This window comes from Rhizobium sp. WW22 (genome assembly GCF_047041135.1).
Taxonomy (GTDB): Bacteria; Pseudomonadota; Alphaproteobacteria; order Rhizobiales; family Rhizobiaceae; genus Rhizobium.
Genome location: NZ_CP178198.1, coordinates 1,386,483 through 1,412,043 on the forward strand (window position 1 = coordinate 1,386,483; position 25,561 = coordinate 1,412,043).

General features: G+C 59.9%; 24 protein-coding genes, 1 tRNA gene and 1 pseudogene. 11 read left to right on the forward strand and 15 right to left on the reverse strand.

Annotation, left to right across the window (positions count from 1 at the left end; genetic code table 11):
- Position 1: 1 nt before the first annotated feature.
- From ACK83U_RS06955 to ACK83U_RS06990, 8 genes are all read right to left on the reverse strand, one after another.
- On the reverse strand, positions 2-955 hold the full coding sequence (locus ACK83U_RS06955) for an NmrA family NAD(P)-binding protein (protein WP_112602624.1): 954 nt from the start codon (positions 953-955) through the stop codon (positions 2-4).
- Positions 956-1,197: 242 nt separating this feature from the next.
- Positions 1,198-2,229 carry a DNA polymerase III subunit delta' gene (locus ACK83U_RS06960; RefSeq protein ID WP_112602626.1) on the reverse strand — a complete coding sequence of 344 codons (1,032 nt, stop codon included), beginning with the start codon at positions 2,227-2,229 and terminating at the stop codon, positions 1,198-1,200.
- Positions 2,226-2,903 (reverse strand): dTMP kinase, encoded by a 678-nt coding sequence (tmk, locus tag ACK83U_RS06965; protein ID WP_112602628.1) that lies wholly within the window; start codon positions 2,901-2,903, stop codon positions 2,226-2,228. Before tmk ends, ACK83U_RS06960 begins: the two co-directional genes overlap by 4 nt.
- A 153-nt stretch (positions 2,904-3,056) precedes the next feature.
- Positions 3,057-4,268: a D-alanyl-D-alanine carboxypeptidase family protein gene (locus tag ACK83U_RS06970; RefSeq protein WP_112602630.1), complete on the reverse strand. Its 1,212-nt coding sequence runs from the start codon at positions 4,266-4,268 to the stop codon at positions 3,057-3,059.
- A gap of 70 nt (positions 4,269-4,338) precedes the next feature.
- Entirely contained in the window at positions 4,339-5,511 is a 1,173-nt protein-coding gene (locus ACK83U_RS06975) for a septal ring lytic transglycosylase RlpA family protein (protein WP_112602632.1), read from the reverse strand.
- Between the two features lie 354 nt (positions 5,512-5,865).
- The gene (locus tag ACK83U_RS06980) at positions 5,866-6,762 is read right to left on the reverse strand and encodes a sigma-70 family RNA polymerase sigma factor (protein ID WP_112602634.1); all 897 of its coding nucleotides are present in this window, start codon (positions 6,760-6,762) and stop codon (positions 5,866-5,868) included.
- The gene (locus ACK83U_RS06985) at positions 6,755-7,378 is read right to left on the reverse strand and encodes a flavodoxin family protein (protein WP_112602636.1); all 624 of its coding nucleotides are present in this window, start codon (positions 7,376-7,378) and stop codon (positions 6,755-6,757) included. Before ACK83U_RS06985 ends, ACK83U_RS06980 begins: the two co-directional genes overlap by 8 nt.
- 104 nt (positions 7,379-7,482) lie before the next feature.
- Positions 7,483-7,572 (reverse strand) — tRNA-Ser (locus tag ACK83U_RS06990).
- Between the two features lie 414 nt (positions 7,573-7,986).
- On the opposite strand from ACK83U_RS06990, the gene ACK83U_RS06995 reads away from it, so the two are divergent.
- Entirely contained in the window at positions 7,987-8,583 is a 597-nt protein-coding gene (locus tag ACK83U_RS06995) for a DNA-3-methyladenine glycosylase (protein ID WP_112602638.1), read from the forward strand.
- Positions 8,584-8,656: 73 nt separating this feature from the next.
- Here the strand turns inward: ACK83U_RS06995 and ACK83U_RS07000 are convergent, their stop codons facing one another.
- From ACK83U_RS07000 to ACK83U_RS07015, 4 genes are all read right to left on the reverse strand, one after another.
- Positions 8,657-10,201, reverse strand: coding sequence for a DHA2 family efflux MFS transporter permease subunit (locus tag ACK83U_RS07000; protein ID WP_112602640.1), 1,545 nt, complete (start codon positions 10,199-10,201; stop codon positions 8,657-8,659).
- On the reverse strand, positions 10,194-11,420 hold the full coding sequence (locus ACK83U_RS07005; protein ID WP_112602642.1) for an HlyD family secretion protein: 1,227 nt from the start codon (positions 11,418-11,420) through the stop codon (positions 10,194-10,196). Before ACK83U_RS07005 ends, ACK83U_RS07000 begins: the two co-directional genes overlap by 8 nt.
- Positions 11,413-11,877 carry a MarR family winged helix-turn-helix transcriptional regulator gene (locus ACK83U_RS07010; protein ID WP_112420450.1) on the reverse strand — a complete coding sequence of 155 codons (465 nt, stop codon included), beginning with the start codon at positions 11,875-11,877 and terminating at the stop codon, positions 11,413-11,415. The genes ACK83U_RS07005 and ACK83U_RS07010 overlap by 8 nt, the downstream gene beginning before the upstream one ends.
- Positions 11,878-12,117: 240 nt before the next feature.
- Positions 12,118-12,399: a hypothetical protein gene (locus ACK83U_RS07015; protein WP_112339004.1), complete on the reverse strand. Its 282-nt coding sequence runs from the start codon at positions 12,397-12,399 to the stop codon at positions 12,118-12,120.
- A gap of 179 nt (positions 12,400-12,578) precedes the next feature.
- On the opposite strand from ACK83U_RS07015, the gene ACK83U_RS07020 reads away from it, so the two are divergent.
- Genes ACK83U_RS07020 through glp form a run of 5 tightly spaced genes read left to right on the forward strand, consistent with a single transcriptional unit; the run spans position 12,579 to position 18,067 of the window.
- Positions 12,579-14,471: a peptidylprolyl isomerase gene (locus ACK83U_RS07020; RefSeq protein ID WP_112602644.1), complete on the forward strand. Its 1,893-nt coding sequence runs from the start codon at positions 12,579-12,581 to the stop codon at positions 14,469-14,471.
- 25 nt (positions 14,472-14,496) lie between these two features.
- A complete protein-coding gene (gene trpD / locus ACK83U_RS07025; RefSeq protein WP_112602646.1) occupies positions 14,497-15,519 on the forward strand; it encodes an anthranilate phosphoribosyltransferase in 1,023 nt (340 codons plus the stop codon).
- 6 nt (positions 15,520-15,525) lie between these two features.
- On the forward strand, positions 15,526-16,341 hold the full coding sequence (gene trpC / locus ACK83U_RS07030) for an indole-3-glycerol phosphate synthase TrpC (RefSeq protein ID WP_112602648.1): 816 nt from the start codon (positions 15,526-15,528) through the stop codon (positions 16,339-16,341).
- A gap of 1 nt (position 16,342) precedes the next feature.
- Positions 16,343-16,837, forward strand: a complete 495-nt coding sequence (gene moaC, locus ACK83U_RS07035) for a cyclic pyranopterin monophosphate synthase MoaC (RefSeq protein WP_112602649.1) — start codon at positions 16,343-16,345, stop codon at positions 16,835-16,837.
- A gap of 3 nt (positions 16,838-16,840) precedes the next feature.
- Positions 16,841-18,067 (forward strand): gephyrin-like molybdotransferase Glp, encoded by a 1,227-nt coding sequence (gene glp, locus ACK83U_RS07040; protein ID WP_112602651.1) that lies wholly within the window; start codon positions 16,841-16,843, stop codon positions 18,065-18,067.
- 128 nt (positions 18,068-18,195) lie between these two features.
- Here glp and gnd read toward each other — a convergent pair whose 3' ends face one another.
- Positions 18,196-19,221 carry a phosphogluconate dehydrogenase (NAD(+)-dependent, decarboxylating) gene (gene gnd / locus ACK83U_RS07045; protein ID WP_112338954.1) on the reverse strand — a complete coding sequence of 342 codons (1,026 nt, stop codon included), beginning with the start codon at positions 19,219-19,221 and terminating at the stop codon, positions 18,196-18,198.
- A 304-nt stretch (positions 19,222-19,525) separates the two neighbouring features.
- Between gnd and tehA the strand changes: the two genes are divergently transcribed.
- The 3 genes from tehA to ACK83U_RS07060 are packed head-to-tail and all read left to right on the forward strand — an operon-like array spanning position 19,526 to position 21,586.
- Complete coding sequence (gene tehA / locus ACK83U_RS07050; protein WP_112602653.1) at positions 19,526-20,527, forward strand: dicarboxylate transporter/tellurite-resistance protein TehA; 1,002 nt, start codon at positions 19,526-19,528, stop codon at positions 20,525-20,527.
- Between the two features lie 30 nt (positions 20,528-20,557).
- A complete protein-coding gene (locus ACK83U_RS07055; RefSeq protein ID WP_112338956.1) occupies positions 20,558-20,929 on the forward strand; it encodes a VOC family protein in 372 nt (123 codons plus the stop codon).
- On the forward strand, positions 20,930-21,586 hold the full coding sequence (locus tag ACK83U_RS07060; protein ID WP_348648118.1) for an alpha/beta hydrolase: 657 nt from the start codon (positions 20,930-20,932) through the stop codon (positions 21,584-21,586).
- A gap of 55 nt (positions 21,587-21,641) precedes the next feature.
- Here ACK83U_RS07060 and ACK83U_RS07065 read toward each other — a convergent pair.
- A pseudogene (locus tag ACK83U_RS07065) lies at positions 21,642-22,774 on the reverse strand (citrate synthase).
- An 84-nt stretch (positions 22,775-22,858) separates the two neighbouring features.
- On the opposite strand from ACK83U_RS07065, the gene ACK83U_RS07070 reads away from it, so the two are divergent.
- The gene (locus tag ACK83U_RS07070) at positions 22,859-23,947 is read left to right on the forward strand and encodes a citrate synthase/methylcitrate synthase (protein WP_112602659.1); all 1,089 of its coding nucleotides are present in this window, start codon (positions 22,859-22,861) and stop codon (positions 23,945-23,947) included.
- Positions 23,948-23,970: 23 nt separating this feature from the next.
- Here the strand turns inward: ACK83U_RS07070 and ACK83U_RS07075 are convergent, their stop codons facing one another.
- Positions 23,971-24,843, reverse strand: coding sequence for a LysR family transcriptional regulator (locus ACK83U_RS07075; RefSeq protein WP_412474812.1), 873 nt, complete (start codon positions 24,841-24,843; stop codon positions 23,971-23,973).
- 97 nt (positions 24,844-24,940) lie between these two features.
- On the opposite strand from ACK83U_RS07075, the gene ACK83U_RS07080 reads away from it, so the two are divergent.
- A complete protein-coding gene (locus ACK83U_RS07080) occupies positions 24,941-25,540 on the forward strand; it encodes a LysE family translocator (protein WP_112602663.1) in 600 nt (199 codons plus the stop codon).
- Positions 25,541-25,561 lie beyond the last annotated feature (21 nt).

The window sequence follows — 25,561 nt, forward strand, 5'->3', positions numbered from 1 at the left end:
CTCAAAGTCCGAACGCTCGCTTTTCACCGCGCCAGCCGGTGGTTCGCAAAAATTGCTCCCAGCTCAATGTGTCCGGATCCAAGCGGCGACTCCAGCCGAGATCATGTTCTCCACTGAAATAGCCATATTCGACGGCATATTCGACCATCCCCAAAATTTCGCGGACGAGCAGCTCGTTGGCGGCGAATTCCGGAAAATACTGCAGGAGGCCGTCCCTGGAAAAGGCGTTCCGATATTCGGCTTTCAGGCCCGTTACGCGCCGGAAGGTATCGACCATTTCACGCGGTGAAATAATATCGCCCACGATCGGAAGCGTCTTTCCGTTGTAGCGTTCAGGGTGGGAGAAGATCTCCAGGACGACAGGACCGTTGGCCGTCAACGGATCGACGAAAGGTGCGGCGACGTCTTCCGGCAGATAGATCGGCAATAGGAGCGTGTCGCCATCATACCGAGGAACATAATATTCGAGCAGGTTGGTGTAGAAGAACGCGAGCATGACGAAGGAGTGCGAGACCGGAAGTCCGCGTATATAATCGGCAACCTTTGCCTTGTCGGTGAAGTGTGGCGCATATTTCGTCCGGCCTGAGATCTTTTCGACATTCTCCAGCGTGCTGAAGACCACATGGCCGACCCCGGCCTCCACGGCAGCATCGGCCAATTGCCGGCCAAGCGGCGCCTCACTCGTGTCTGGCGGCGCGATAGGAGGCGTCATCAGGAAGGCGCCGGCAGCGCCCTCGAAGGCACCCACGAGTTCCTTTGTCCGGCCGAGTTCGAGCGGCACCGTCACGATTTCCGCCCCTAACGCCTGCAGCGCGCGCGCTGAGGGTGAATCCTTGCTCCGAGTAAGCGCACGGACGCGGAAGCGTTGACTTTGAAGCAGCGTCGTCGCCACGCTTCGCCCTTGCTTGCTCGTCGCACCGACAATCGCGATCAACGGTTTGTCATGTAGTGTCACGGTTAGTCTCCAATCCAATTCCACAGCCGAAAAGCTGCGGCACCTTCAAATGAGACCGATCACTTCAGCTGGGATACGGTCTGACCATGAAGGTAGGGGGCCGCATCGCGCTGCACTACACGCTGGTAATGGATTACATCATGCCGTTTTTTGGATATATCGCTGTGATGATCCGCATGCATCTCTCGCCGCAAAACTAAGGAATGCAGCGAGTTTTCATTCCCGGAAATCGCATAGGGAAGCTAGGCTGAAAGCTGCTGTTTGAGCTCGCCGAGGATGGTAATCAGCGTCTGCTTACGATCGAGATTATAGGCCTGCGACACGTTCAGCCGCTCTGTGGTCTCGGAATGCAGCCGTGCCAGCCTTTCGGCCGTCGAAATCGAGCCGTCAAGCGCGGCGGCGCGGGCTCGCTCGATGATATCGTCGCCGATATGCGACAGGAAGAAGCCGAAGATCGTGTCGCTGTCCTTGCCGGAAAGCGCGTCAGCGAGTCGATGCATTGCCTTGCGTGCCGCAGGTCCGTCTGCCGAAAGCACCTGGCGGTAAGCTTCGATGATCTCGCCGCCACCATAGTTCAGGAGCTTGAGCGCCTCGCTGACGCTGCCTTTGGCTGCTGAAAGCACGTCGTTCCCCTGCCCTGGCGGCACGCCAAGATTTTCGAGCGCCCAGCGCAGAGGCTCGTTTTCGAGCGGCGCGAGCTTCAGAGGCAGACAGCGCGAGCGTATCGTCGGCAAAAGCCGGCCTGGCGCATGCGACAGCACCAGGAACAAAGCGCGCTTCGGCGGCTCCTCGAGGATTTTCAGGATGGCGTTGGCCGCGCTTCGGTTGAGATCGTCGGCGGGATCGATGATGACGATGCGCCAGTTGCCCGTGCCTGATGTCTGCGAGAAGAATTTTCCGGCGCGGCGCACTTCGTCGACGGTGATCGCGGATTTCATCTTGCCGGTCTTGTCGTCGACCGGCCGGCTCAAATGCAGCAGATTATGCGATGCTCCGCCGGAAATCTGCCGGCTGACGACGGATGCCGGGTCGGGATCGCCGATCGTCTTAGGCGCAGATGCCGGATCGGGATGGGAGAGGACGTGATTGGCGAAACGGAAGGCAAGGGTCGCCTTACCGATGCCTTCGGGGCCTTCGATCAGCATGGCATGATGCCCCTTGCCGGAGCGATAGGATTGGGCGAGGAAGGCTTCGGCTTCTTGATGGCCGAACAGCTTCGTATTGTCCTGCGGAGGAATGGCGCCGTCGAGGACACCCGGTCGCTCGTCGCTCATTGCGCGGCTTCCGATCTGGCGACGATATTGGCAGCGCCGAGCCTCTTGTCGACGATCCCGGCAATTTCGGCGGCGATCTCATCTTCCGGCTTCAGGGCGTCGATGACGTGGCAACGCTCGGGCTCGCGGGCGGCGATATCGAGGAACGCCTCGCGGCGCTTCTCGTGGGTCTGCATCTCTTCCTTTTCGAAGCGATCGGGTGCGGTTACGGCGGAGGCGCGCTTGCGTGCGCGCTCCAGACCGACTTCGGCGGGAATGTCGAGAATCAGCGTGCAATGCGGAATGACGCCGTTGACGGCAACCCTCTGCAGAGCCTCGATATAGTCAGGCTCGAGATTGCCCGTCACACCCTGATAGACGCGCGAGGAATCCATGAACCGATCGCAAAGGACGATGGTGCCGCGCGAAAGTGCCGGACGAATGACGTCCTCGACATGATCGTTGCGGGCAGCAGCGAAGAGGATCGCCTCCATGCGCGTGCCGAAGGTTTCCGCAGCACCTGAAAGCAGGACGTGCCGTACCGCTTCCGCTCCTGGCGAGCCCCCGGGTTCACGCGTTACCAGAACCTCGTGACCACGCTCGCGCAACCGCTCAGCCAGCCGGCGAATCTGGGTGGATTTGCCAGCCCCCTCGCCGCCTTCAAAGCTTACGAATAATCCGTCTGCATCAGCCAATGATCATGTCCTGCACTTTTCGCGTGCCATTCGTGCGGCGTGCGATACGCATCCTGTTTAACCCAAGACATGTTCAGGTGGAACCGTGCATGTCCCGGTCTCCGCCACTCTATATGGGGTGTGAACAGAGATTTCGCGAGCCTTACAACCCACTCACGTCGGCAAAGGCTTGTCCCACAGCCAGGAGAACAGCAGCGATTCCGTCAGTTCCATGAAGGCATCGAAAGCGCGGCGACCCAATGTGCCCCGCTCGACCGATTCCTTCGTATAGAGTGGCAGCTCCCGCACCAAACGCGCGCCCAGGAACACGCGAAGGGTGCCGGCTTCGTAACCCGCAGCCACCGGTGCCGTCAAAGGCCAGCGATAGACGATGCGCGCCGAAAGCCGATCCGGCGTCTCAATCGGAACATAGACGTCGACGGGTATTTTCGCCTGCAGGCCGACGGTAGAAGCAGCGCCGCCATAGACGCTGGCGTCGCCGATCACTTCGCCATCGGCGAAGATACGCTGGCTCTTGAAATTGCTGAGGCCCCATTCGAGGACACGGCGCGTCTCCTCGATGCGTTCCTTGTCGCTCTTCAACCCTCCGAGTGCCAGGAACAGCCGGCGGCCATCGCGCTGAATGGACGCTACGATCGAAAAGCCTTCCCCTTCCGCAAAGCCAAGCCCCAGACCATCCACGCCGATATTGAGCAGAAGCATCGGGTTCTTGTTGCGCTGATAGATCTTGTTCCAGGTAAAGTCGGCCTGCCCGAAATATTTGTAGAGATCCGGGTGCTTCTCCTGCAGGTCCTGCGCCAGCATGACCATCTCTCGCGCGGAAACCTTGCCGCCGGCATTGGGATCGTCGGCATCCGGCAGGCCGGTGGAATTGGTGAAGGTGGACCGGGACATCCCGATCTCTCTTGCGCGCGCCGTCATGCGACGGGCGAATTCGCGTTCGCTGACAGACATGCCTTCCGCCAGAACGATACAGGCGTCGTTTGCCTGCTGTACGGCAATACCCTGGATCAGATCGCCGACGCGGATGCGCGATTTCAGAGCTGCGAACATTGTCGATGCGCGTGAGGGAGCGCCGCCCGTACGCCAGGCATTTTCCGAGACGGGATATTCGGTATCGAGATTGATCTCCCCTCGCCCGATCGCATCGAAAACGACATCCAGCGTCATCAGTTTCGCAAGCGACGCAGGCGAAATCAGCTGATCCTCGTTTTTGGCAAGCAGGATAGTACCGGTCGACGCCTCGATCATGAATGCCTGCGCGGCTTTCGTGTCGAAAGCACCTGGCGCGGCCGGCTGCGCGAAGGCCGTGACCTTCGCGAACCCGAGGAGAAGAAGGAACAAAAGAATCAAGCGCTTTGGCATATCGTCCCCTTCATCCGACCACCGGCACGATTATTTTAGTGACGGGTTAAGATTCAGGCAATGACGTCGATCAATCGACCTGCGTCGCACCCTGATGCTGGCGGCGATAGGACAAGAGAATCGATTCCTGCGTGAGGCCGTCGTTACGAACCATGACGGCATCGAAAGCGAGGTCGACATAAACTGTTTTGACCGGCGCATTCTGATAGGCGGCGACAGCCGAACCGATCGATTGATCGTCAAGGCTTGCCAGTCGGGGCGTGAAATCCGGTCGCTCACGGGGAATCGGCCCGATTTGCGGCAGAACGATCATGACCGGCTCGGCGCTCTCGGCGGCAGGCATGGCGCCGCCGTTCCAGGTCATCGGCGGCGGATTGTTGCGCTTGTCGCCATTGTAGGCAGGCTTCGGCGCATCGGCGAAGGCTGTTGCTGAATAGGGCGACTGGCGTGGAACGGGTGCGATCGCCGGCGCGGCATCAAAGCTGCGCACCTGACGGCTGGGGCGCGTCGGTGTAGGGGTATACGAATCCGGCAGCTGATCCGCAGTCATGCGGCCGGCAGAGGCCACCATCACGCCCGTTGCGATCTGGCCACCTGGGTTGATGCCAGGCAGACGCGAACCCTTCGGGATGTAGGAGGCCATCAGATAAGGCTCGTCATGACCGTCCATGCGGGCGCGGCCGACATATTGCACGCGTACGTCGCCGGTGCCGCTGTGCTGAAGGTCGAGCAGCTGTGCCGTCTTGTTCGAAAGGTCGATGATGCGGCCGGGATGGTATGGGCCGCGATCGTTGACGCGTACGATGATGGAGGATCCGGTCTCGACGTTGGTGACGCGGGCATAGCTCGGCAGCGGGAAAGTCGGATGGGCGGCGGTCAGCGACTGCTGGTCGTAGACTTCGCCGTTGGCGGTTAGGCGGCCGTGAAAGGCCGAACCGTACCAGGAGGCGACGCCGACCTTGTTATAGCCGAAATCTTCCTTGGGATAATACCACTTGCCCTTCACCTGATAGGGATTGCCAACCATGAAGCGGCCGCCGCCCTTCGGCACCGGACCGTTATTGACGACGCGTGGGCTCGCCTTCACGCCATATTCCTTCTCGGAGAAATATTCCTTGCCGTGCTGGCGCTTGCTGGGCGCTTTCTGCGTCGTTCCGCAGGCCGTGATGGTTGCGCACATCAGTGAGAGAGCAAACCAACGCATGGCCGTTGTGTATGTCACCGCACGATTTTCGAATGTCATCTGTCCCAAGCCGCTACTCATTACTTTGACGGAGGTCTGCTACCGGTAGTCCCTCGTTCCGGTATCCTGCTACGCTCCAATCACCTAACGGTGCTTTAATCATGATTGCAGTTTGTCCATTTTGCGATGCAAATTGAGCGCACCGAAGAAATTCCGAAGATCATGGTTAATGTTCGGTAAAGCGCTGCCAGCTTCAAGTAGTCTTAATCAAAATCGTTTCGCACCGGTAATGGACTGCTTTCTGATCGCCACCCGCCTGTCCGGATTGCAACGGATGCACTCGGTTTGTGATTGCGTTGGGATCTTGATGGGCAGATTTGGAACAGTTCTTTCCAGTGCTTGTATGAAGTCGCATCAGTAGTTCGCCGTGATAGACGTCGCCGACTCTACCGCCCCGATAACGTGCTGCAGCTTGTCCGGGTTGCGGGTGCAATAAATGGCAACGACTTTTTCCCGCTCGATCTGCAGCGCGGTGGTCTGTACGATGTTTCCGCCCTCTATCGTCACGAAGCCTGGCAAGCCGTCGATAATCGCATAGTGGATCAGTTGCGAGGGCTGTGCCCGGAAGATTCGCGTCAGCCGCTCATGAAGCCGCATGGTGGCAGAAAGCCCGATATGTGGTCGCTGCGATGTCGGCACCTTGCCGCCGCCGTCGGCATAGACAACGACATCCTCGGAAAGCAGCGCCTGAAGAGAGACCATGTCTCCCGTTCTTGACGCCGTAAAGAAGGCTGCGGCAAACTTGAGCCCTTCTTCCTTGTCGACAGCGAAGCGCGGCCGGGCCTCGGTGACATGTGCCCTCGCCCGACTGGCGAGCTTGCGACAGGCGGACGCCTCGCGACCAATCACCGAGGAGATATCATCGAAACTCATGCCGAACACGTCATGCAGAAGAAAGGCGGCCCGCTCCAGCGGCGAAAGGCGCTCCAAGGCCAGCATCAGCGGCATGGTTATATCGTCAGCGGCATCGCCGTCCTCCTGATCGAAAATCGGCTCCGGCAACCAGGAACCCACATAGGATTCTCGGCGGCGGCGCGCCGATTTCAGCTCGTTCAGACAAAGCCGGGTGACGACTGTCCGCAGGAATGCCGCCGGTTCGCGGACGGAAGCGCGATCGGCGGCCAGCCAGCGCAGCCAGCTATCCTGTACGATATCCTCGGCATCCGCGACCGATCCGAGCATTCTGTAGGCGAGCCTGAAAAGGCGCGGACGCAACTCGGAGAAGATCGGGTCGGACGGCGCCTCATTCATCGGCCGCAAACTCGCGTGCGAATGGATTGGCCTCGCGACCACGGGCGAACTGCCGCGCCGTTAGCGCCACCCGCCGGCCGAGATGGCGGGCGGTCGCGAGATCGGATGCCGGCGGGGCGGTCTCAGGGCCTTCATCCGTGTTCGCCTGCGCCGCCGCGCCGAGCCAGAAACCGAGACGGTTCATATCTTCTTCCGAGCCGGTCGAAGAGCAATTGGCCGGCGGCAGATCGAGACCGACCCAATGCATTCCATGCTGGGCTGCGAAGATTACCATCTGCATCAGCGTCGAAAGTTTGTCACCGGATCGTGACCCAGAGGTGGTGAAACCAGCCGCGATCTTGTCCCTCCACAAATAGCCCCTCGCAAGAACGGTCTTCGACGTCGCTTCCTGAAATGCTTTGAATGGTGCAGAAACCGCGCCCATATAGGTCGGCGAGCCAAAGATGATCGCCTGCGCCGCATTGAGATCACCCCAATGGTGCTCCACCCTGTCCACGGTCACGACTATCGCCTCCGCGCCATCAACCTCTTCGACCCCTGCCCTGACAGCCTCGGCTTGCCGGCCGGTATGTCCGTAGCCGCTATGATACACGATTGCGATGCCCTGCCGGATCATTGTCATCTCCTTCGAATTTGGCGTTGCGAAGGACATGACAAGGCATGGGCGCGGATTGTGACATGCCTGGATTTTACGAGAACGTAAAAATTGGGAAAGCCCTTTGGCGGAAGAGGTGGGATTCGAACCCACGGTACGGTTTCCCGCACGCCGGTTTTCAAGACCGGTTCCTTAAACCACTCGGACACTCTTCCAAGCAACTGAAAAGGCCTGAAAAATCTAAGCAGTGCTGATTTTTCGAAACCGGGTGTGGCTACCGGTATTCTGCCCAATCACTCGACGGCTGGCTTTTTAGCAGCTTTGGTCGCCGCGTCAACTTGTTCCGCCTAGCTCCCTCGCATTCGCGATATCGGCGGGAGCGGCGATCGCGGAATATTGATCGAGCCGGGTGGCGCTGTAGAAACTTTATATCGTCAGCGCGCTAAAAATAAGGTGGCCCTGCCGCTGGAAAGGGCCGGGCCACCTTCGCCAGGTCAGGGGTCAAATCTGACTGAAGCAAGCTATTAATAAGTTATGCTTAGCTTTTGTCAATTATCAGTACGCCGGACCAAGCACTTGATGCTCGGCGCCGTGTTGATGGCTTCGGCTATCGGAGATAGTCTCCCTTGATGACTTCTGACGATCATTCCCTCACTGTCGGTATTAAACCCCTCTCCGGCCCTGTCCTCACCACGTTTTTCAGCCGAGATGCCGTCGTGGTCGCGTCCGATCTGATTGGCATGCGTTTCATGGTTGCGGGGATAGGCGGTCGTATCGTCGAGACGGAAGCCTATAGGCCCGATGACGAGGCGTCCCATGCATATCGCGGGCCGACGCCGCGCAATGCGGCCATGTTCGGACCGGCCGGCTATGTCTATGTCTACCGCTCCTACGGCATTCACTGGTGTTTGAATTTCGTTTGCACTAAAGGGAGCGCCGTGCTCATCCGGGCGATCGAGCCGGAAAACGGCATCGAAGACATGATCCGGCGGCGGGGATTGGCCGACATCGTCTCGCTTTGCAACGGGCCGGGAAAGCTTTCGCAGGCGCTTGCTATCGATATAAGCCTCGACGGTCGCTCGCTGGATGCGGCACCATTTTCGTTGTCTCGGGCGGAACCGGTGCCGATCGTCTCAGGCAAGCGCATCGGCATCACGAAGAATATCGATCCGCTCTGGCGCTTCGGTGCTGCTGGCTCGCGCTTCGTCAGCCGCCGTTTCCCATAGCAGGCAAAAGCGGCCGCCGGGGTGGTGCCCGGCAGCCGCTGAGCTACGCAGTGAAACTGGAAAGGCTGCGTAACTATTCCATCGCGACGCTATGGTCGACCGCCGGCGGCGCCTTCGGTTTGCGCAAAAGCATCAGCAACGGCATGGCAAAGATCGACATTAGCATCAGGAGCTTGAAGTCATCCATGTAGGCAATGATTGTCGCTTGCGTCGTGATCATGCCATCGAGCGTCGCCCGGCCGACTGCCGTCATCGGGCTCACCCCTTGCGCAGCCGTCTCCCCAAAATACCGGTTAAACGGTGTGACATAGGCGGCGATGTTGGCATGGTTGACCTGCGTGTTCTCGGTAATCAGCATGGAAACGACCGAGATTCCAACGCTGGAGCCGATGTTGCGCGAGAGATTGTAGAGGCCCGTCCCCTCGCCGCGCATCTGCGCCGGCAGCGTCGCAAAGGCGATCGTGGTCAGGGGCACGAAGAGGAAGCCGAGGCCGGCACCCTGAACGAAGCCGACCGATATCAGCGTCCATTGTGAAACATCCGGCGTCCAGCCCGTCATGTCGTACATGGCCCAGGCCGTCAGCGCGAGGCCGATGAACAATAGCCAGCGCGTGTCGACCTTGCCGATCAGGCGCCCCACGAGGAACATGCAGAACATGGTGCCGAGGCCGCGCGGTCCCATGACGATGCCGGCAGTGACGACCGGATAGCCCATCAATGTCTGCAGATAGGGCGTCATCAGCGCCAGCGATGCCAGATAGGTCACGCCGACGATGAAGATGAACAGAATGCTGACGGCAAAGTTTTGGTCCATGAAAAGCCGCGGATTGACGAAGCTTCGCTCGGCCGTGAACATGTGCACCAGGAAGAGATAGAAGGCGCTGACGCAGACGAGTGCCTCGATGATGATCTCGCTCGAATAGAACCAGTCGAGCTGCTCGCCGCGATCGAGGAAAAGCTGCAGGCCGGCAATCGCGATAGAGAGCATGCCGAAGCCGAACCAATCGAGCTTGGCGAGTGCATCGAGCTTGGTTTCCGTCACGTAGACGACGATGCCGAAGAAGGCGAGCGCGCCGATCGGCACGTTGATGTAGAATACCCAGCGCCAGCTGATATTGTCGGTCAGCCAGCCGCCGATGACGGGACCCAGCACCGGCCCAACCATGACCGAGACGCCGAACAGCGCCATGGCGCGGCCGCGCTCCTCGACATTGTAGATATCGAGCAGGATGCCCTGCGACAGTGGTACGAGCGAGGCGCCGAACAGGCCCTGCAACAGGCGAAAACCAACGATCTGTATCAGCGATTCCGACAGGCCGCACAGCACCGAGGCGACGACGAAGCCGGCGATCGCCACCAGCAAGACCCGCTTGCGACCGAATTTTGCCGAAAGGAAGCCGGAGGGCGGTGTCATGATCGCCGCTGCGACGATATAGGACGTCAGGACCCAGTTGATCTGGTCGGCGCTGGCCGAAACGTCGCCCTGGATATGCGGCAGGGCGACGTTGGCGATGGTGGTGTCCAACGCCTGCATGATGACAGACAGGATGACGCAGGCGGTGATCGCACCGCGATTGGCGACTGGCGCCGACGGCGAGGCGGTGGTGGCGTTACTCATGATCCTGACCGCGTGAGCGGCCCAGCAGGTTGGTGATGAAATCAGGCAAGCCGCGGGCATGGCCCGTGTCGACATCGGCGACGACGCTCATTCCGACGCGCAACGGAGGCTTGCCCGCCGTGTCGTCGATATTGATGATCATCGGTATGCGCTGCACGACCTTCACCCAGTTGCCGGTCGTGTTCTGCGCCGGCAGAAGCGAGAAGCTGGAACCGGATGCCGGCGCAATGCTGGCGACCGTACCCTTCCAGGTCACATCCGGATAAGCATCGACGGAGATATCGACCTTCTGGCCGGGGCGGACATAGGTGAGTTCCGTTTCCTTCGGGCTGGCATTGATCCACATATGCGTGGTGGAAACCAGCGAAAAACCAGGCTGGGACGCGGTTAGATAAGCGCCAACCTGCAGGGAGGGAACATTGGCGGTCACTCCGTCAAAGGGGGCCCTCACCACGGTATCGTCAAGTTCGCGCTGCGCATTGTCGACTGCGGCCTTGGCCTGCAGATAAAGCGGGTTCTGTTCCGCAGGCAGATCGGCAGCGCCTTCACCGCCCAACTGTGCAAGGGTCGCGGCGGCCGTGGCCTTTGCGACCAATACCTTCTGCTGTGCCGCTTCGAGATTGTGTCTGGCTTGATCGAGAGCTGCCTTTGAAGCGACCGAATTGGTGATCAGGTTCTGCTGGCGGTCGAGTTCCGTCTGATAATACGGAATATCGGCCTGCGCCTGGGCGATTTCCGCCAGGGATTGCTTGTAGCTCGCCTGCAGGTTCAGGATCTGGTTCCTGGCATTGCCGAGCTGCGCCTTCGCGCCGTCCAGTGCGATCCGGAACGAATCAGGCTTCAGGCGGAAGAGCACCTGCCCTTTCTTCACCACTTCGTTTTCATGCACGTCGACCGATATCACCGTGCCGGAAACGTCGGTGGAAACACCAACCATATCGGCCTGGATATAGGCATTGTCCGTGGCCATGATCTGCCCGCCGGTGACGTAGTAATAGCCGCCAATGACGAGCGCGACAGGCAGCAGTGCAAACAGCACTGGTCGCGTCAGCTTGCGGCGCTTGCGAGGCATTTCTGGGGGCGAGATCGGCGCCGCCGCTGCAGCCGCCACCGGCTGTGGTGAGGGATTGGAGGACGGGGCCTCGGCCACCGGGGCCTCAGTCTGTTCAGCGGAATTTGCGTTCGCGGGTATGCGGATTGAGGAAGAAGCTTCAGCCATGTTGTAACTCTTTGTCGACTGCCTTTGAACGGCAGGCGCTAATCAGGTTCGATTTCATAAGGATAAGCAATTCGTAGAGGCGTTCTTGATCCTCCTGCGAGGCTCCTTCGAGCGCTTCCCTGCGTGTCAGGTCGCCCATACCGCGCATCGTGTCCATCAATGGTCGGGCTTCGTCGCGCATGTAGAGCAGCCAGCTTCTTCGATCGTTTGGATGCTGCCGACGCTCCACTAGACCGCGTTCGCTGAGCTTATCGAGGATGCGAACCAAGGTGATCGGCTCGATTTCCAGCATTTCGGCCAGGCCAGCCTGGTGAATGCCCTCGTTGTTTGCGAGGTAGGCGAGCGTCTGCCATTGCGAACGCGTCAGGCCAAGATCTTTTGCGCGCTGCTCGAATCGCTTCCGAAGAAGCCGGGCAACGTCATGGAGAAGAAAGCCGAGAGTAGGTGTCGAATTCATCTATAAGAAGCCTGCTATTCATAAGCAACCTTATAATGATTGCTACGTATAGTAAGCGCGCATGCGATACAAGGGGTATGTGATCAACAAATGGCGATGACACAAGATGTCGCAGCCGCCGGTGGCGCTTTGGGCCAGGTATGAACGAAGCGCCAATAAAGGCCTTTAACGCTCAATCAAAAAAGCGCAGCTCACTCGGCTGCGCCTTCTGCAGTTTTGCAAATGGAGAGAGCAGCCTGGCTAGCGGCGATTCAGCAGGCCGATGAGATAGCCGAGCCCGGCTGCCGCGACGACCATGAAAATCGGCTCCTCGCGAACGCGCTCGCGCAGCTGCTCCGTAAGTTCCTGGGCTTCTTCCGTGACGACAGACTTCGCTCCCTGCCCTACGGCTGCCACGCTTTGCGAAAGCTTTGCCAAATCTTCCCGCAATGCTGCGACCTGGGCGGCAAGATCTTCCATTGCCGTTTCCGTCTGCGCCCGCGCCGAAGATGAGGGAGTGGAAGCTGATTTCGTGTCTGCCATCATGTGCTCCTCGTGTTTTCTCGTTGCTAAAACGCCGCTGCCTATCAAAGGTTCCGGCATAGCTGCGCCTCATTGGGCGATTTCCCCACTGGCTCTTCAATTCCGGTTCGGATTGTTCTAAGGAACTCCGATTGTTTCGCCGTGTGCGAAGACTTGATGATGACGAGGTTTGCTTTCCGATGTTCGACGTGCTGAGAAAAATCGCCCAAACCTGGCTTGCCAAGGGCCTGTTGCTTCTTCTTGCGGCAGCCTTTGGTGTATGGGGCGTCGAGCGGTCCCTCATCACCGGCGGCAGCAGCAATACGGTTGTCACGGTTGGCGATCAGCATATCGATACCAATGAATTCCGCCTCGCCTATCGTCGACAGATGCAGGCGATCAGCCAGCAGTTGCGCATGCAAATCACGCCGGAACAGGCGCGCGCCTTCGGTATCGGGCAGCAGACGGTGTCACAGCTGGTCGCCGGCGCCTCCCTCGATCAACTTGCCGCCGATATGGGTCTCGGTCTTTCGCAGGATCGGCTGGCCAAGCTGATCGGCGACGATCCTGCTTTCAAGGCGACGAATGGCGCTTTCGACCGCCAGAAATTCGACCTGCTGCTGCGCAACAGCAACATATCGCCCGATGATTACATCAAGGAGCGCAGCAAGGTCGCGATCCGCGGCCAGATTGTCGAGGCCGTATCAAACGGTTTTACCGCACCGACGGTCCTTGTCGACGCCGTCAAGCAATATCACAACGAGACCCGCAGCATCGATTACCTGTTGCTGACCAACGCCAACATCGATCCCGTCAAGGCCCCGGCCGACGACGTGCTGCAGAAGTGGTTCGATGGCGTGAAGTCGAAATATCGTGCGCCCGAATATCGCAAGTTCGCCTTTGTGAAATTGCAGGCCGAGGATATCGCCGACACCGCGAGTGTTACGGATGACGAAGTGCGTGCGCAGTTCGATAAGCGCAAGGACAGCTTCACCACGCCCGCAACCCGCACGATCGAGCAGCTGACCTTCGCTAACAAGGATCTCGCCAATGCTGCAGCCGATGCGCTGAAGACGGGGACCACCTTCGATCAGCTCGTCTCCGACCAGGGCAAGAAGCCTTCCGACGTGCTGCTCGGCACCTTCACCAAGGATCAGGTTCCGGATAAGACCGTTGCCGAAGCAGCCTTCGCCGTTTCCAAGGAAGGCGGCACCACTCCCGTTGTCGAAGGTTCGTTCGGGCCGGTGATCCTGCGCGTGACCAATGTGAAGAACGAAACGGCGAAGAATTTCGACGACGTCAAGGAAGATATTCGCAAGCAGATTGCGCTCAGCAACGCCGCAAACGAGATCACCAGCGTCCACGACAAGTTCGAAGACCTGCGCGGCTCCGGCGCATCGCTGCAGGATGCGGCATCGCAGCTTAAGCTTAAACTCGTCACCGTCGATTCGATCGATCAGACTGGCCTTGATCAGAATGGCAACGAGATAAAGGATCTTCCGGCCCGCCAGCAGCTGCTTTCGGAAGTCTTCAAGGCCGATCAGGGCGGCAACCCCGCTCCTCTGACGGTCGGTAATGACGGCTATATCTGGTACGATGTGACGAACATCACGCCCGATCACGATCGTCCGCTTGCGGAAGTGCGCGAAAAAGCCGTTGCCGACTGGACTGCCGAACAGCAGAAGATTGCGCTCGCTGCCAAGGCGGTCGAGCTGAAGCAGGAAGCGCAGAAGGGCAAGTCGCTTGCCGATATCGCCGCGCCGCTTGGTATCGCTGTTGAAAGCAAGAGCGGCATCACCCGCTCGACGGACGATCCGGTTTTGGGTCGCGGCGGTATCGCTGCGGCTTTCTCCGGTCCCGTCGATACGGCCGGAAGCGCCATCGGCGCCGATGACACCACGCAGATCCTGCTCAAGGTCACCGATGTCAACGACAATCCGACGACCGATGCGCTGAGCAACGACGATCAGCAGGTTGCCCAGATTGCCAACGCCGCCGGCGACGACATTCTCGATCAGATGGTCAGCCAGCTGCAGGGCAAATATACCGTCACGGTCAACCAGAGCCTCGCCGAACAGGCGATGTCCCGCTAGACCCGGTCGGGAGGATGGATAGTCGATGAGCGAATTGAAGCCTTTTCTCGCCAAGGTCGCCAATCGCGAGGCATTGACGCGGGATGAAGCCCGGCAGGCATTCGAAATCCTGATGTCGGGTGAGGCCACGCCGTCTCAGATCGGCGCATTCCTGATGGCTCTGCGGGTGCGCGGCGAAACTGTCGACGAAATCGTCGGCGCCGTGACCACGATGCGTGCCAAGATGCTGCCGGTGAAAGCCCCGGCCGATGCCATCGATATCGTTGGAACAGGCGGCGACGGTGTCGGAACCTATAATATCTCGACGCTGGCCGCATTCATCGTCGCCGGCGCCGGCGTACCCGTCGCCAAGCACGGCAACCGCGCCCAGAGCTCCAAGGCCGGCACCGCCGATACGCAATCCGTGTTGGGCATCAAGCTCGATATCGGGCCGGAGACGATCGCCCGCTGCATTCGGGAAGCCGGCATCGGCTTCATGTTCGCGCAGCTGCATCATTCCTCGATGCGCCATGTCGGTCCCTCGCGCGTCGAACTCGGCACGCGAACGATCTTCAATCTGCTTGGGCCTTTGTCCAATCCTGCTGGCGCCCGTCGCCAGCTGCTGGGCGTCTTCGCGCCGCAATGGGTGCTGCCGTTGGCCGAGGTGCTGAAGGATCTCGATGCGGAAAGCGTCTGGGTCGTGCACGGCGACGGTCTGGACGAAATCACCACGACCGGCAAGACCTCCGTCGCAGCACTTGAGAATGGCAAGATCCGCACTTTTGAGCTAACACCGGCCGACTTCGGCCTGCAGCATGCCGACCTTGCCGATCTCAAGGGTGGCGATGGCGTTGCCAATGCTGCAGCCCTTCGTGCCGTGCTCGCCGGCGAAAAGAACGCCTATCGCGACATCGCGCTTGCCAATGCGGCGGCCTCACTGGTCATTGCCGGCAAGGCGGAAACGCTGCATGATGGCATGAAGCTCGCGGCCCATTCGCTCGATAGCGGCGCCACCGCCGTTGCGTTGGAAAAGCTTATCGCCGTTTCCAACGACGAAGAACAGGACTAGGACGTCATGACCGATATCCTTCAAAAGATCGAGGCCTACAAGCGCGAGGAAATCGCCGCTGCCAAGGTCAGACTTTCCCTTGCCGACCTCAAGGCGATGCAGGCCGGACAGTCCGCGCCGCGCGGTTTCCATAAGGCGCTGCTCGCCAAAAAGGATGCCGGCGCTTTCGGCCTGATTGCCGAGATCAAGAAGGCAAGTCCTTCAAAGGGGCTCATCCGCCCCGATTTTGACCCGCCTGCCCTCGCCAAGGCCTATGAAGCGGGCGGTGCCGCCTGCCTTTCGGTGTTGACCGATACGCCAAGTTTCCAGGGCGCTCCGGGATTCCTGACGGCTGCCCGCGCGGCCTGCTCGCTGCCGGCACTGCGCAAGGACTTCATGTTCGACACCTATCAGGTACAGGAAGCTCGTGCCTGGGGTGCCGATTGTATCCTCCTCATCATGGCTTCGCTTTCGGATGATGATGCCGAGCGTCTTCAGGACGAGGCATTCAGCCTCGACATGGACGTGCTGGTCGAGGTGCACGACGCCGAAGAGATGGAGCGTGCGCTAAAACTCTCCTCCCCGCTGATCGGCATCAACAACCGTAATCTGCGCACTTTCGAAGTCAGCTTGACGGTTAGCGAGAACCTGGCACCCATGGTGCCGGAGGATCGGCTGCTGGTCGGCGAAAGCGGCGTCTTTACCCATGCCGACTGCAAGCGCCTCGAGGCCGTCGGCATCAGCACCTTCCTCGTCGGCGAAAGCCTCATGCGTAAGGACGATGTGACGGCGGCAACGAAACTGTTGCTGAACGGCGAAACCGGCATTCTGGCGGCTGAGTGAAATGAGCACCGAGAAGGCCGGTCTTACTCATATCGACGCTTCGGGCGAAGCTCATATGGTCGATGTTGGCGACAAGGCCGAGACGGCACGCAGCGCCACCGCGACCGGCTACGTCAGGATGAAGCCGGAGACCCTGATGCTGATCCGCGAGGGCAACTCCAAGAAGGGTGATGTCATCGGCACGGCGCGGCTTGCCGGCATCATGGCAGCGAAGCAGACCAGCAATCTCATTCCGCTCTGCCATCCCCTCATGTTGACGAAGGTTGCCGTCGACATCGTAGAGGATGCCGCCCTGCCCGGCCTGCGTGTCACCGCGACGGCAAAACTGACCGGCCGCACCGGCGTCGAGATGGAAGCACTGACGGCGGTTTCCGTCGCCTGCCTGACAATCTACGACATGGCCAAGGCCGCCGACCGTAGCATGGAAATCGGCGGTATCACTCTATTGGAGAAGTCCGGCGGCAAATCGGGGGATTTCCGCCATCCGGGGGCCTGACACATGAGCCTATTGCCCGTTGCCGAAGCGCAGGCGCGCCTATTGGACAGTGCAGCGCCGATCCATCGTGTTGAAAGCGTTCCACTCGATATGGCCGAAGGTCGGGTTCTGGCTAAAGATCTGACGGCCCGCCTGACACAGCCGCCTTTCGACGCTTCCGCGATGGATGGTTACGCGTTGCGCTTCGAGGATGCGGCAATGCCGGGTTCGGAGTTGCAGGTCATCGGTGCCTCTGCCGCTGGCCACGCCTTCGATGGTAGCGTCGGCAAAGGCGAAGCGGTTCGCATTTTCACCGGCGCGCCCGTTCCGGCCGGCGCCGATTCGGTGCTTTTGCAGGAGGACGCCGAGCACCTAGAAGGCGATCGTATCCGCACGACCTATCCCTTGCGCAAGGGGCAACATATTCGCCCGCGCGGACAGGATTTCCTGGAAGGAGAAGTGGTGCTTTCCGCCGGCACGGTGATGGACTTTTCGCGGCTCACCGTCGCCGCGGCCATGAACCATCCGGCATTGGATGTCTACCGGCGGCCGCTGCTCGCCATTCTGGCGACCGGCGACGAACTCGTGGCGCCCGGCAATCAACCGGGTCCCTCGCAAATTATTGCCTCGAATACCTTTGGCATTGCCGCACTCGCGCGCAATGCCGGCGCGCATGTGCTCGATCTCGGCATCGTCGCCGACGACACCGACGAGATCACCGCCGCTATCGGTCGGGCGCAAGTGGCCAAGGCCGACATCATCGTCACGCTCGGCGGCGCCTCTGTCGGTGATCACGATCTGGTACAGGCAACGATGATATCAGCCGGCATGAAGCTGGATTTCTGGCGCATCGCCATGCGCCCTGGCAAGCCGCTGATGGTCGGCAGCCTCGGCGACATGCATGTCCTCGGCCTTCCCGGCAATCCCGTTTCCAGCCTTGTCTGTGGCCTGCTCTTTCTCGAGCCGTTGATAAGAAAGCTCGCATCTCTGCCCGTGATAAAGCGTGAAGGTATTGCGCGCGCCGCCGTGCCCTTTGCCGCCAACGATCAGCGACAGGACTATGTCCGCGCGACGCTGACGAAAGCCGCCGATGGCGGTTGGCTCGCCGAGCCCTTCTCGAAGCAGGATTCGTCGATGATGAAGGTCTTTTCGCGCGCCGACTGCCTGGTCGTCCGCCCGCCGCATGCGCCGCAGCTTGATGTAGGCTCGCCCACTCCAGTCATAGTCCTGCGACCTGATCTGCTGGGCTGAAGTTACCCCGGGGAAAGTGCTTAGCGCGGCTTTCCTGCTGGAAGCATTAAGACAATAGAAGCGGGCAAGAAAAAGCCGGGAGGTTTGACCCACCCGGCTCGCAATCATCAGATCGATAGGCCGATCAATTACTTGACCGGCTTCTCATGGTGGCCGCCGAAGCCGGCGCGCATGGCGGAGAGAACCTTGTTGGCGTAATCGTCATTGCCACGCGAAGCAAAACGGCCGTAAAGCGCAGCGCTCAGCACCGGCGTCGGAACGCCTTCGTCGATCGCAGCCGAGATCGTCCAGCGGCCTTCGCCCGAATCGGACACGCGGCCGGCATATTGCGAAAGGGCTGCGTCGCCATGCAGCGCGTCGGCTGTGAGGTCGAGCAGCCACGAGGTGATCACGCTGCCGCGACGCCAGACTTCGGAGATTTCGGCGATATCGAGATCATACTGATAATACTGCGGATGCGAGAGCGGCGCGGTTTCAGCGTCCTTCTCGGCGTCCTGCTTGCCGATATTGGCATGGCGCAGAACGTTGAAGCCTTCGGCATAGGCGGCCATCAGGCCATATTCGATGCCGTTATGGACCATCTTGACGAAGTGGCCGGCGCCGGACGGGCCGCAATGCAGATAGCCCTGCTCTGCCGTGCTCTTCTTGGCGGCTTCTTCGGAGCGCATAGCCGACGGAGCGACGTCACCGACGCCGGGCGCGAGCGTCGCGAAGATCGGCGACAGATGCTGGACGGTTTCCTTTTCGCCGCCGATCATCAGGCAATAGCCGCGCTCAAGGCCGAAAACACCGCCGCTGGTGCCGACGTCGACATAGTGGATGCCCTTCGGCTTCAGCTCTTCGGCACGGCGGATATCGTCGTGATAATAGGAATTGCCGCCATCGATGACGATGTCGCCCTCTTCCAGCAGCGGAACGATCGCCGCCAGTTCCTGATCGACGATTGCCGCCGGCAACATCAGCCAGACGACGCGTGGCTTTGCAAGTTTCGATACGAAATCCGCAAGAGACTTGCTGCCGGTGGCGCCGAGCTGTTCAAGCCCGGCGATGCTTTCCGGGCGCGCATCGAAAACAACGGCGCTGTGACCGCCTCGCATCAGGCGCTGCACCATGTTGTTGCCCATACGGCCAAGGCCAATCATTCCGATTTGCATGTTTCAGTCTCCTAGGACGGTTTCAATCGTTTGAATACTGCATAGAGATATTTCGCAATATTTTCCAATGAACAAATGACGGGAGAGCTATGCAGGAGCCATGGAGCGGAGAAAAATGCGCGCGTTCACGCATCCGTGATCTCGCATGCCGAAGCCTCCCGCTTTTCTCCATGATCGCGCTTTGCCGGCTTGGAGGAAAGCTGTATTTTGCTTCCCGTTCGCATTGATAGATTTAGCATTGATCTCGAATTCCTTGCACAATTCTCTTTCAGGTGGGCCTCATATAGGGCGAAAAAGGGGGCATATGACTGCGTCTTTGAAACTGCCGCTGGTGCCAGCTTCGTTTTTCGGTATGGTTCTTGGCCTTTCTGGTCTCGCCAATGCGTGGCGCGTGGGTGCTCGCATCTGGCGCCTGCCGGCCCTTATCGGTGAAGTGCTGACCTTTATTGCGCTAGCCGTCTGGCTGCTGCTGATCGTGCTCTATGCGTTGAAGTGGATGATGGCGCGCGAGGAGGCCTTCAAGGAAGCGGCGCACCCAGTTCAGTGCTGCTTCATCGGCCTCATCGGCGTAGCAACCATGCTGGTGGCCGGTGGCCTGCTGCCCTATTCGCGCATCGGCGCCGAAACCATATTCCTGATCGGCGCCGTCTACACGCTGGCATTCTCCGTTTGGCGCACGGGAGGGCTCTGGCAGGGCGAACGCGATATTGCGACGACTACTGCCGTGCTCTACCTGCCAAGCGTCGCCGGCAGTTTCGTGACCGCCATCGTCGGCGCCGCGCTCGGCTTTCCGCAATGGGCGCAGCTTTTCTTCGGCGCCGGCTTCTTCGCCTGGCTTGCCATCGAATCCGCCCTGCTGCATCGCCTGCTGACCGGACCGGCGTTGGCTGCGCCGCTGCGGCCGACCCTTGGAATTCAGCTGGCTCCCCCGGCCGTCGGTGCGCTAGCTTATATCGGCGTCACACAAGGCCCTCCCGATATGCTCGTCCATGCAATGATCGGCTATGGCTTGCTGCAGGCTCTGATCATGTTGCGCCTCCTGCCCTGGATCATGAAGGAAGGCTTCAGCCCAACCTATTGGGCCTTCACCTTCGGTGCAACAGCACTGGCGACTGCACCGATGCGCCTTGTCGAACGCGGCGATGTCGGCGCAGTCACGCAACTTGCCCCCATTCTCTTCGCCGCCGCCAATATCGTCGTGGGTTTGATCGCGCTGGCGACGATCTGGCTGATTGCCAACCGCAAACTCGTCATCGGCTGGGTCGCGCTTGCCGACCGCGACGCTGGCACCGTTGGCCAGCGGTAGTAGAGCTCAATCTCACTTTTGGAGGGTGATGTGCTTGATCATGTGACGATCGGGGTTCGCGATCTCGAGCGATCGAAGATCTTTTATGACACAATACTGCGCTCTATCGGCATAGAGCGTCTTTATGCTGAAGGCGAAAGATTTGCGGGTTACGGCATTGGAAAGAAGGCTTTCTTCTGGATCGGTCAGCGTGATGCACCGCAGACAAGTGCACATATAGCCTTCACTGCCGAAAGCAGGAAAATCGTCGACGAATTTCACCGGGCGGCGCTTGCAGCCCGCGGCATCGACAACGGCCCTCCCGGGCTTCGTCCTCACTATCACGCGAACTACTATGGCGCTTTCGTTCTCGATCCGGACGGCCACAACATCGAAGCGGTTTGTCACTTGCCGGTGACTTGAGTGGCGGGCGCTGCATTTCCTGTGAAATCGCGGTACGGGTGGCCGTACATAGCGCATACGCCAAACCGGCGCGAAGGCAATGCGGCTATCGAAACGATAAAAAATGGTCTGATTATGTGCCGTTCAAGAACGCAAGACTTGTTGGTCGTTAGCGATATCCATGGCTTTCCGGAAACTTTTGTCGAACTATTGGATGCCGGAGGCTTTAGGCACCGCGGTTTACAGCTTGCCAGCCTCAGCGGGCGCCCTGACCTAAGTGGAGACAATCTTCACGACCACCTTTTCAATAAAGGTGGTTTGCAACAAGCGTTTCGAGGACTTCTCGAACTTGATGGACGCATGTGCGTCGGCATTGGCTTCAGCGCAGGTGGAACTGCTCTATGGAATGCGGTCAAGGAGGGGCTGGAGCTCAAGGCTTTGATCTGCGTATCATCAACGAGACTGCGCTTGGAAACCTCCCCTTTGAATATACCGACTATGGTACTCTGGGGAGAGGCCGACCCATATCGGCCAACCGAAAGTTGGAACAACACTCTTCCGAGTTATTGGAAAGCCTACGCAGGAAAGCAGCACGATTTTTATCGGATTGACGCCGTTACGGCGAACTCTCCTTTGCGCACGGATATTGCAGCCTTCATCGAAAGCCTCTTTCCATAGCGCGTATCTGTGCTCCTTTGGGGACATATAGCCTTCACCGCAGCCAGCGGCCAAGTTACTCTACCGGCGGGCCGACATAGCGCGCACGCGGGCGAATGAGCCTGCCGCTGGTGGCCTGCTCCATGGCATGCGCAAGCCAGCCGACCGTCCGTGCCAGCGCGAAAATGATCAGCGGTGCATCCTCCGGGAGATGATGGGCGTGGGTCATCGCCGTCAGTGCGAAGTCAACATTGACGCGTTCACCGACCAATTGCTCGCCGACATCGCGAACCCTGGCGAAGAGCGGAGGCAGTGTGAAGCAGCCAAGCAGCGCCTCGCCACGAATATCGACGTCAGGATAAAGCTGATGGCCGAAAGCAGGCAATGGCCGTCCTTCCGCCAGATAGCTGCGCACCGCTTCGTCCACTCCCGTCGTGGCTGCCCGCGCGATCAGCGTGCGCGCGCTCTGCCACGCGCCGCCATGCAGCGGACCGGTCAGCGTCGAAAGGCCGGATAGAGTGGCCGCAGATAATGTCGCGCCTGCCGATGCCGTGATCCGCGCAGTGAAGGTCGACGCATTCAGCTCATGACTGCGAGCAAGACGAAGCTGCGGCGGATCACATCCTCGGCATCCGGACGGTTCCAAGCGGTGGCGAGACGTCGGTGCAGCGGCTGATCCCATGGGCCGGGAGCCAATGCTTCGGCCACCGTACCGAATACGCTTTCAGCTTCGTTTTGGAGGGCCGGAAGTGAACGTCCGAGCGACGGTAGGTCGCGTGTTATGCGCTCGGCAAGCATGGAGAAAGCGCTATCCAATGAGGGCGGCTTCCGCCGCGCCTCGCTTGGCTCGAATCGCAACGGCCGCTTCATATCCCAAAGCAGCAGCGCGATATCTTCGAGGCTTACGCTTTCGGCAAGCCGCGCCACATCCTGGCCGCGATAGAAAAGCCTGCCGTTCGAAACGGTCGACAGCGCCGATGGCAATACCGGATCGCCCCATTGAATGGCCTCGGCGGCCACCGCCTCGGTCTTGCGCCTTCCGGCATGGCGGGTGGCCAATCGCTTGACGTCATCGGCGAAATAAAGGCTGCGCCGCGTATCCGAGGGATCGGCTTTCGCACGAATGCGCCCGCGGCTGACATTGGCGTAGAGCGTCTGTGATTTCGTTCCCAGCAGGTTCAGCGCCTGCTCTGCCGTCAGCCAGCTCATCGGTCCTCATATTGATCAATTGCATCAAGATTGACGTCAATAGAAATAGATCCGATCTAATCGGATAGTCAAAGGAGAACCGTAATGAAAAGTGGTCTTGAAGATGTCATTGCCGCAGAAACCAAGCTGTCCGACGTCGACGGCGCTGCCGGTCGCCTGATCATCCGCGGCGTGTCGCTCGATGATCTGGTGGCGACCAGCCGCTTCGAGGATGTTGCTGCGTTGCTGCTCGATGGCCTGTTTGACGAACATATCGATGCAGCTTCCATCCGAACTCAACTCGGCACGGCTCGCGTTGCGCTTTTCCCGCATGTTGAGGCTGCCGATGCCGCTCTGCTCGCACTGCCGCCGGTGGACGCCGTGCGCGCCTTGCTGGCGCGCGTTGCCGACGGCGAAGGTTTTGCAACGGCGATCCGCCTGATGGCGGCTCCGGCCGTTTTCCTGCCGGCCATCTTGCGATTGCAGAAGGGGCAAGCACCGATCAAGCCGGATGCATCCTTGTCCCAATCCGGTGATATCCTGCGCATGCTGACGGGACGATTACCAACCGCCGAGCAAACGGCGGGACTCGATGCCTATTTGGTGACGATTTCCGATCACGGCTTGAATGCGTCGACCTTCGCCTCCCGCGTCATTGCCTCGACCCATGCCGGCCTGACCTCCTCGGTGCTTGCAGCAATCAGCGCCCTCAAGGGACCGCTGCACGGCGGCGCCCCCGGCCCGGTTCTGGATATGTTTGATGGTGTCGGAAAGCCCGAAAATGCACGTGCATGGTTGTCTGACGCGCTCGATCGTGGCGAGCGGCTGATGGGCTTCGGCCATCGCATCTACCGCGTGCGTGACCCGCGCGCCGATGCCCTGAAGACAGCGTTGAAACCGATCTTTGCCAGCGGCCAGGCAGATGCTGGACGTATCGCCCTGGCGGAAGCGATCGAGACGGCAGCACTGGCGCTGTTGAAAGAGCGCAAGCCGGATCGGCCCTTGGACGTCAATGTCGAATATTACACCGCCCTGCTGCTCGATGCCCTCGGCTTTCCGCGCAGTTCCTTCACCGGAGTCTTCGCGATCGGCCGCACGGTCGGCTGGATCGCCCATGCCCGCGAGCAGACGCTTGACGGACGTTTGATCCGCCCGCAATCGCGCTATGTCGGTCCGCTGCCGAAGGCGGCATAAGCCAGTCTATCGGAAGACGGCACTTAGGCGGCCGCGGATTGGCGCGGCCGCATCATGCCCTCGCGGATATGGCGGGCAAGCTCCAGCGCCTGCGGCGTCGCACTTTTCGGCAAATGCAGATTGATCGAAAAGACTGGTAGTTCGGGCAGGCCCTGCTCGACGGTGAGAATATCGAGATCAGCCGGTACGGTCGAAGCGAGCCAAGCGGTGACGGCCAGGTCTGTACGCACGGTCGCCGTGGTCGCCTCGATATTGCCGTTCTCAAAGACCGTCCGCCAGCGCAGACCATCCTTGCTGAGCGCCGCAAAGACGGGTGATCGGAAGGCACAGGTATCGGCGACCATCGAGATCGGCAGCGGCACCTTGCGATGGGCGTTGCCGGCCTTGGCTCCGACCCAGACGAGCCGCTCCACAGCAAGGCATTCCCCCTGCGACGTGCCGTATGGTTCCTCAGCCACGCAGAGGTCGATGGCTCCCTTCCCCAGCTCTTCCAGCAGTTCCGGTGATGATGCGCAAACCAGCGAAATCTCCACCTGCGGATGGCGCTCAGCATAGGATTTCAGCACAGGCGCCAGCGTTGCTCCGACAAGATCATAGGGAACGCCGAGCCGGACGCCGCCGCGAACCGTGCTTTCCGTCATGTCGTCCCAGATCTCGTCATTCAACATCAATAGGCGACGGGCATTGCCGCGCAGCCGTTCGCCCGCTTCCGTCAACCGCAATCCACGCCTATCACGCTCGAACAGGGCGCAGCCGAGCATGTCCTCAAGTCGCTTGATCTGCTGGCTGACGGCGCCTTGCGTCATATGCAGCATATTAGCTGCAATCGTCATGCTCCCCTGGTCGGCAACCGTGGCGAAGGTTCTGATGAGGGCAATATCAAAGTTTCGGATCATGCAGGCATTATAATTGCTAATGCATCGATCCTTCAATATTCGATTTCATGATGCTGGAGCGGCGCCTATGCCTTTTTCAATTAGAGAAAGGCTGGATATGACGATCGAACCCTTGCTGCCGCTGATACTCTTCGCATTGGTTTCCACCATAACGCCTGGCGGTGCGACCACGCTCGCGACAGCATCCGGCGCGCACTTCGGCTTTCGCCGGTCCATACCGGTCATGAGCGGCTTTGCCTTCGGCTTGGGTTCCATGGCCGGAGCGGCGGCAGCCGGACTAGGCGGCGTTTTGATGGCACTGCCAATGCTGCAGGTCGCCATGAAGACGCTGGGCTCGCTCTATTTGATCTGGCTCGCTATGCGAATCGGCAGAAGCGGCCAGCCGCGCGAGGCCGGGCAGATGGTGAGGCCGACAGGCTTCCTTGCCGGCGTCTGGATGCTCTGGCACAATCCCAAGGGCTGGGCGATGACGATGGGCGCCGCCGCCTCCTTTCCCGCGCTGGCGGATAGTCCGGCCAGACTTGCATTCCTACTTGGCGTGACCTTCTGCCTTATCGCCGCTTTCTCTTTGGCGGTTTGGTGCGCTTTGGGGCAAATGCTCGGACACCTCTTGAAAACGGCCTGGCAATGGCGAGCACTCAACATTTCTCTCGCTTGTCTCCTCGTGATTTCCATCGCTCCCATGTGGTACGCATAAGATCCGACGCGCTGAGATCTC

Excerpts from the sequence above, each read along its gene's own strand:
- ACK83U_RS06960 (WP_112602626.1), bottom strand. The coding sequence starts at position 2,229 with ATGAGCGACGAGCGACCGGGTGTCCTCGACGGCGCCATTCCTCCGCAG.
- ACK83U_RS06970 (WP_112602630.1), bottom strand. The coding sequence starts at position 4,268 with ATGCCAAAGCGCTTGATTCTTTTGTTCCTTCTTCTCCTCGGGTTCGCG.
- ACK83U_RS06975 (WP_112602632.1), bottom strand. The coding sequence starts at position 5,511 with ATGACATTCGAAAATCGTGCGGTGACATACACAACGGCCATGCGTTGG.
- ACK83U_RS06980 (WP_112602634.1), bottom strand. The coding sequence starts at position 6,762 with ATGAATGAGGCGCCGTCCGACCCGATCTTCTCCGAGTTGCGTCCGCGC.
- ACK83U_RS06985 (WP_112602636.1), bottom strand. The coding sequence starts at position 7,378 with ATGATCCGGCAGGGCATCGCAATCGTGTATCATAGCGGCTACGGACAT.
- ACK83U_RS06995 (WP_112602638.1), top strand. The coding sequence starts at position 7,987 with ATGACTTCTGACGATCATTCCCTCACTGTCGGTATTAAACCCCTCTCC.
- ACK83U_RS07000 (WP_112602640.1), bottom strand. The coding sequence starts at position 10,201 with ATGAGTAACGCCACCACCGCCTCGCCGTCGGCGCCAGTCGCCAATCGC.
- ACK83U_RS07005 (WP_112602642.1), bottom strand. The coding sequence starts at position 11,420 with ATGGCTGAAGCTTCTTCCTCAATCCGCATACCCGCGAACGCAAATTCC.
- ACK83U_RS07010 (WP_112420450.1), bottom strand. The coding sequence starts at position 11,877 with ATGAATTCGACACCTACTCTCGGCTTTCTTCTCCATGACGTTGCCCGG.
- ACK83U_RS07015 (WP_112339004.1), bottom strand. The coding sequence starts at position 12,399 with ATGGCAGACACGAAATCAGCTTCCACTCCCTCATCTTCGGCGCGGGCG.
- ACK83U_RS07020 (WP_112602644.1), top strand. The coding sequence starts at position 12,579 with ATGTTCGACGTGCTGAGAAAAATCGCCCAAACCTGGCTTGCCAAGGGC.
- trpD (WP_112602646.1), top strand. The coding sequence starts at position 14,497 with ATGAGCGAATTGAAGCCTTTTCTCGCCAAGGTCGCCAATCGCGAGGCA.
- trpC (WP_112602648.1), top strand. The coding sequence starts at position 15,526 with ATGACCGATATCCTTCAAAAGATCGAGGCCTACAAGCGCGAGGAAATC.
- moaC (WP_112602649.1), top strand. The coding sequence starts at position 16,343 with ATGAGCACCGAGAAGGCCGGTCTTACTCATATCGACGCTTCGGGCGAA.
- glp (WP_112602651.1), top strand. The coding sequence starts at position 16,841 with ATGAGCCTATTGCCCGTTGCCGAAGCGCAGGCGCGCCTATTGGACAGT.
- gnd (WP_112338954.1), bottom strand. The coding sequence starts at position 19,221 with ATGCAAATCGGAATGATTGGCCTTGGCCGTATGGGCAACAACATGGTG.
- tehA (WP_112602653.1), top strand. The coding sequence starts at position 19,526 with ATGACTGCGTCTTTGAAACTGCCGCTGGTGCCAGCTTCGTTTTTCGGT.
- ACK83U_RS07070 (WP_112602659.1), top strand. The coding sequence starts at position 22,859 with ATGAAAAGTGGTCTTGAAGATGTCATTGCCGCAGAAACCAAGCTGTCC.
- ACK83U_RS07075 (WP_412474812.1), bottom strand. The coding sequence starts at position 24,843 with ATGATCCGAAACTTTGATATTGCCCTCATCAGAACCTTCGCCACGGTT.
- ACK83U_RS07080 (WP_112602663.1), top strand. The coding sequence starts at position 24,941 with ATGACGATCGAACCCTTGCTGCCGCTGATACTCTTCGCATTGGTTTCC.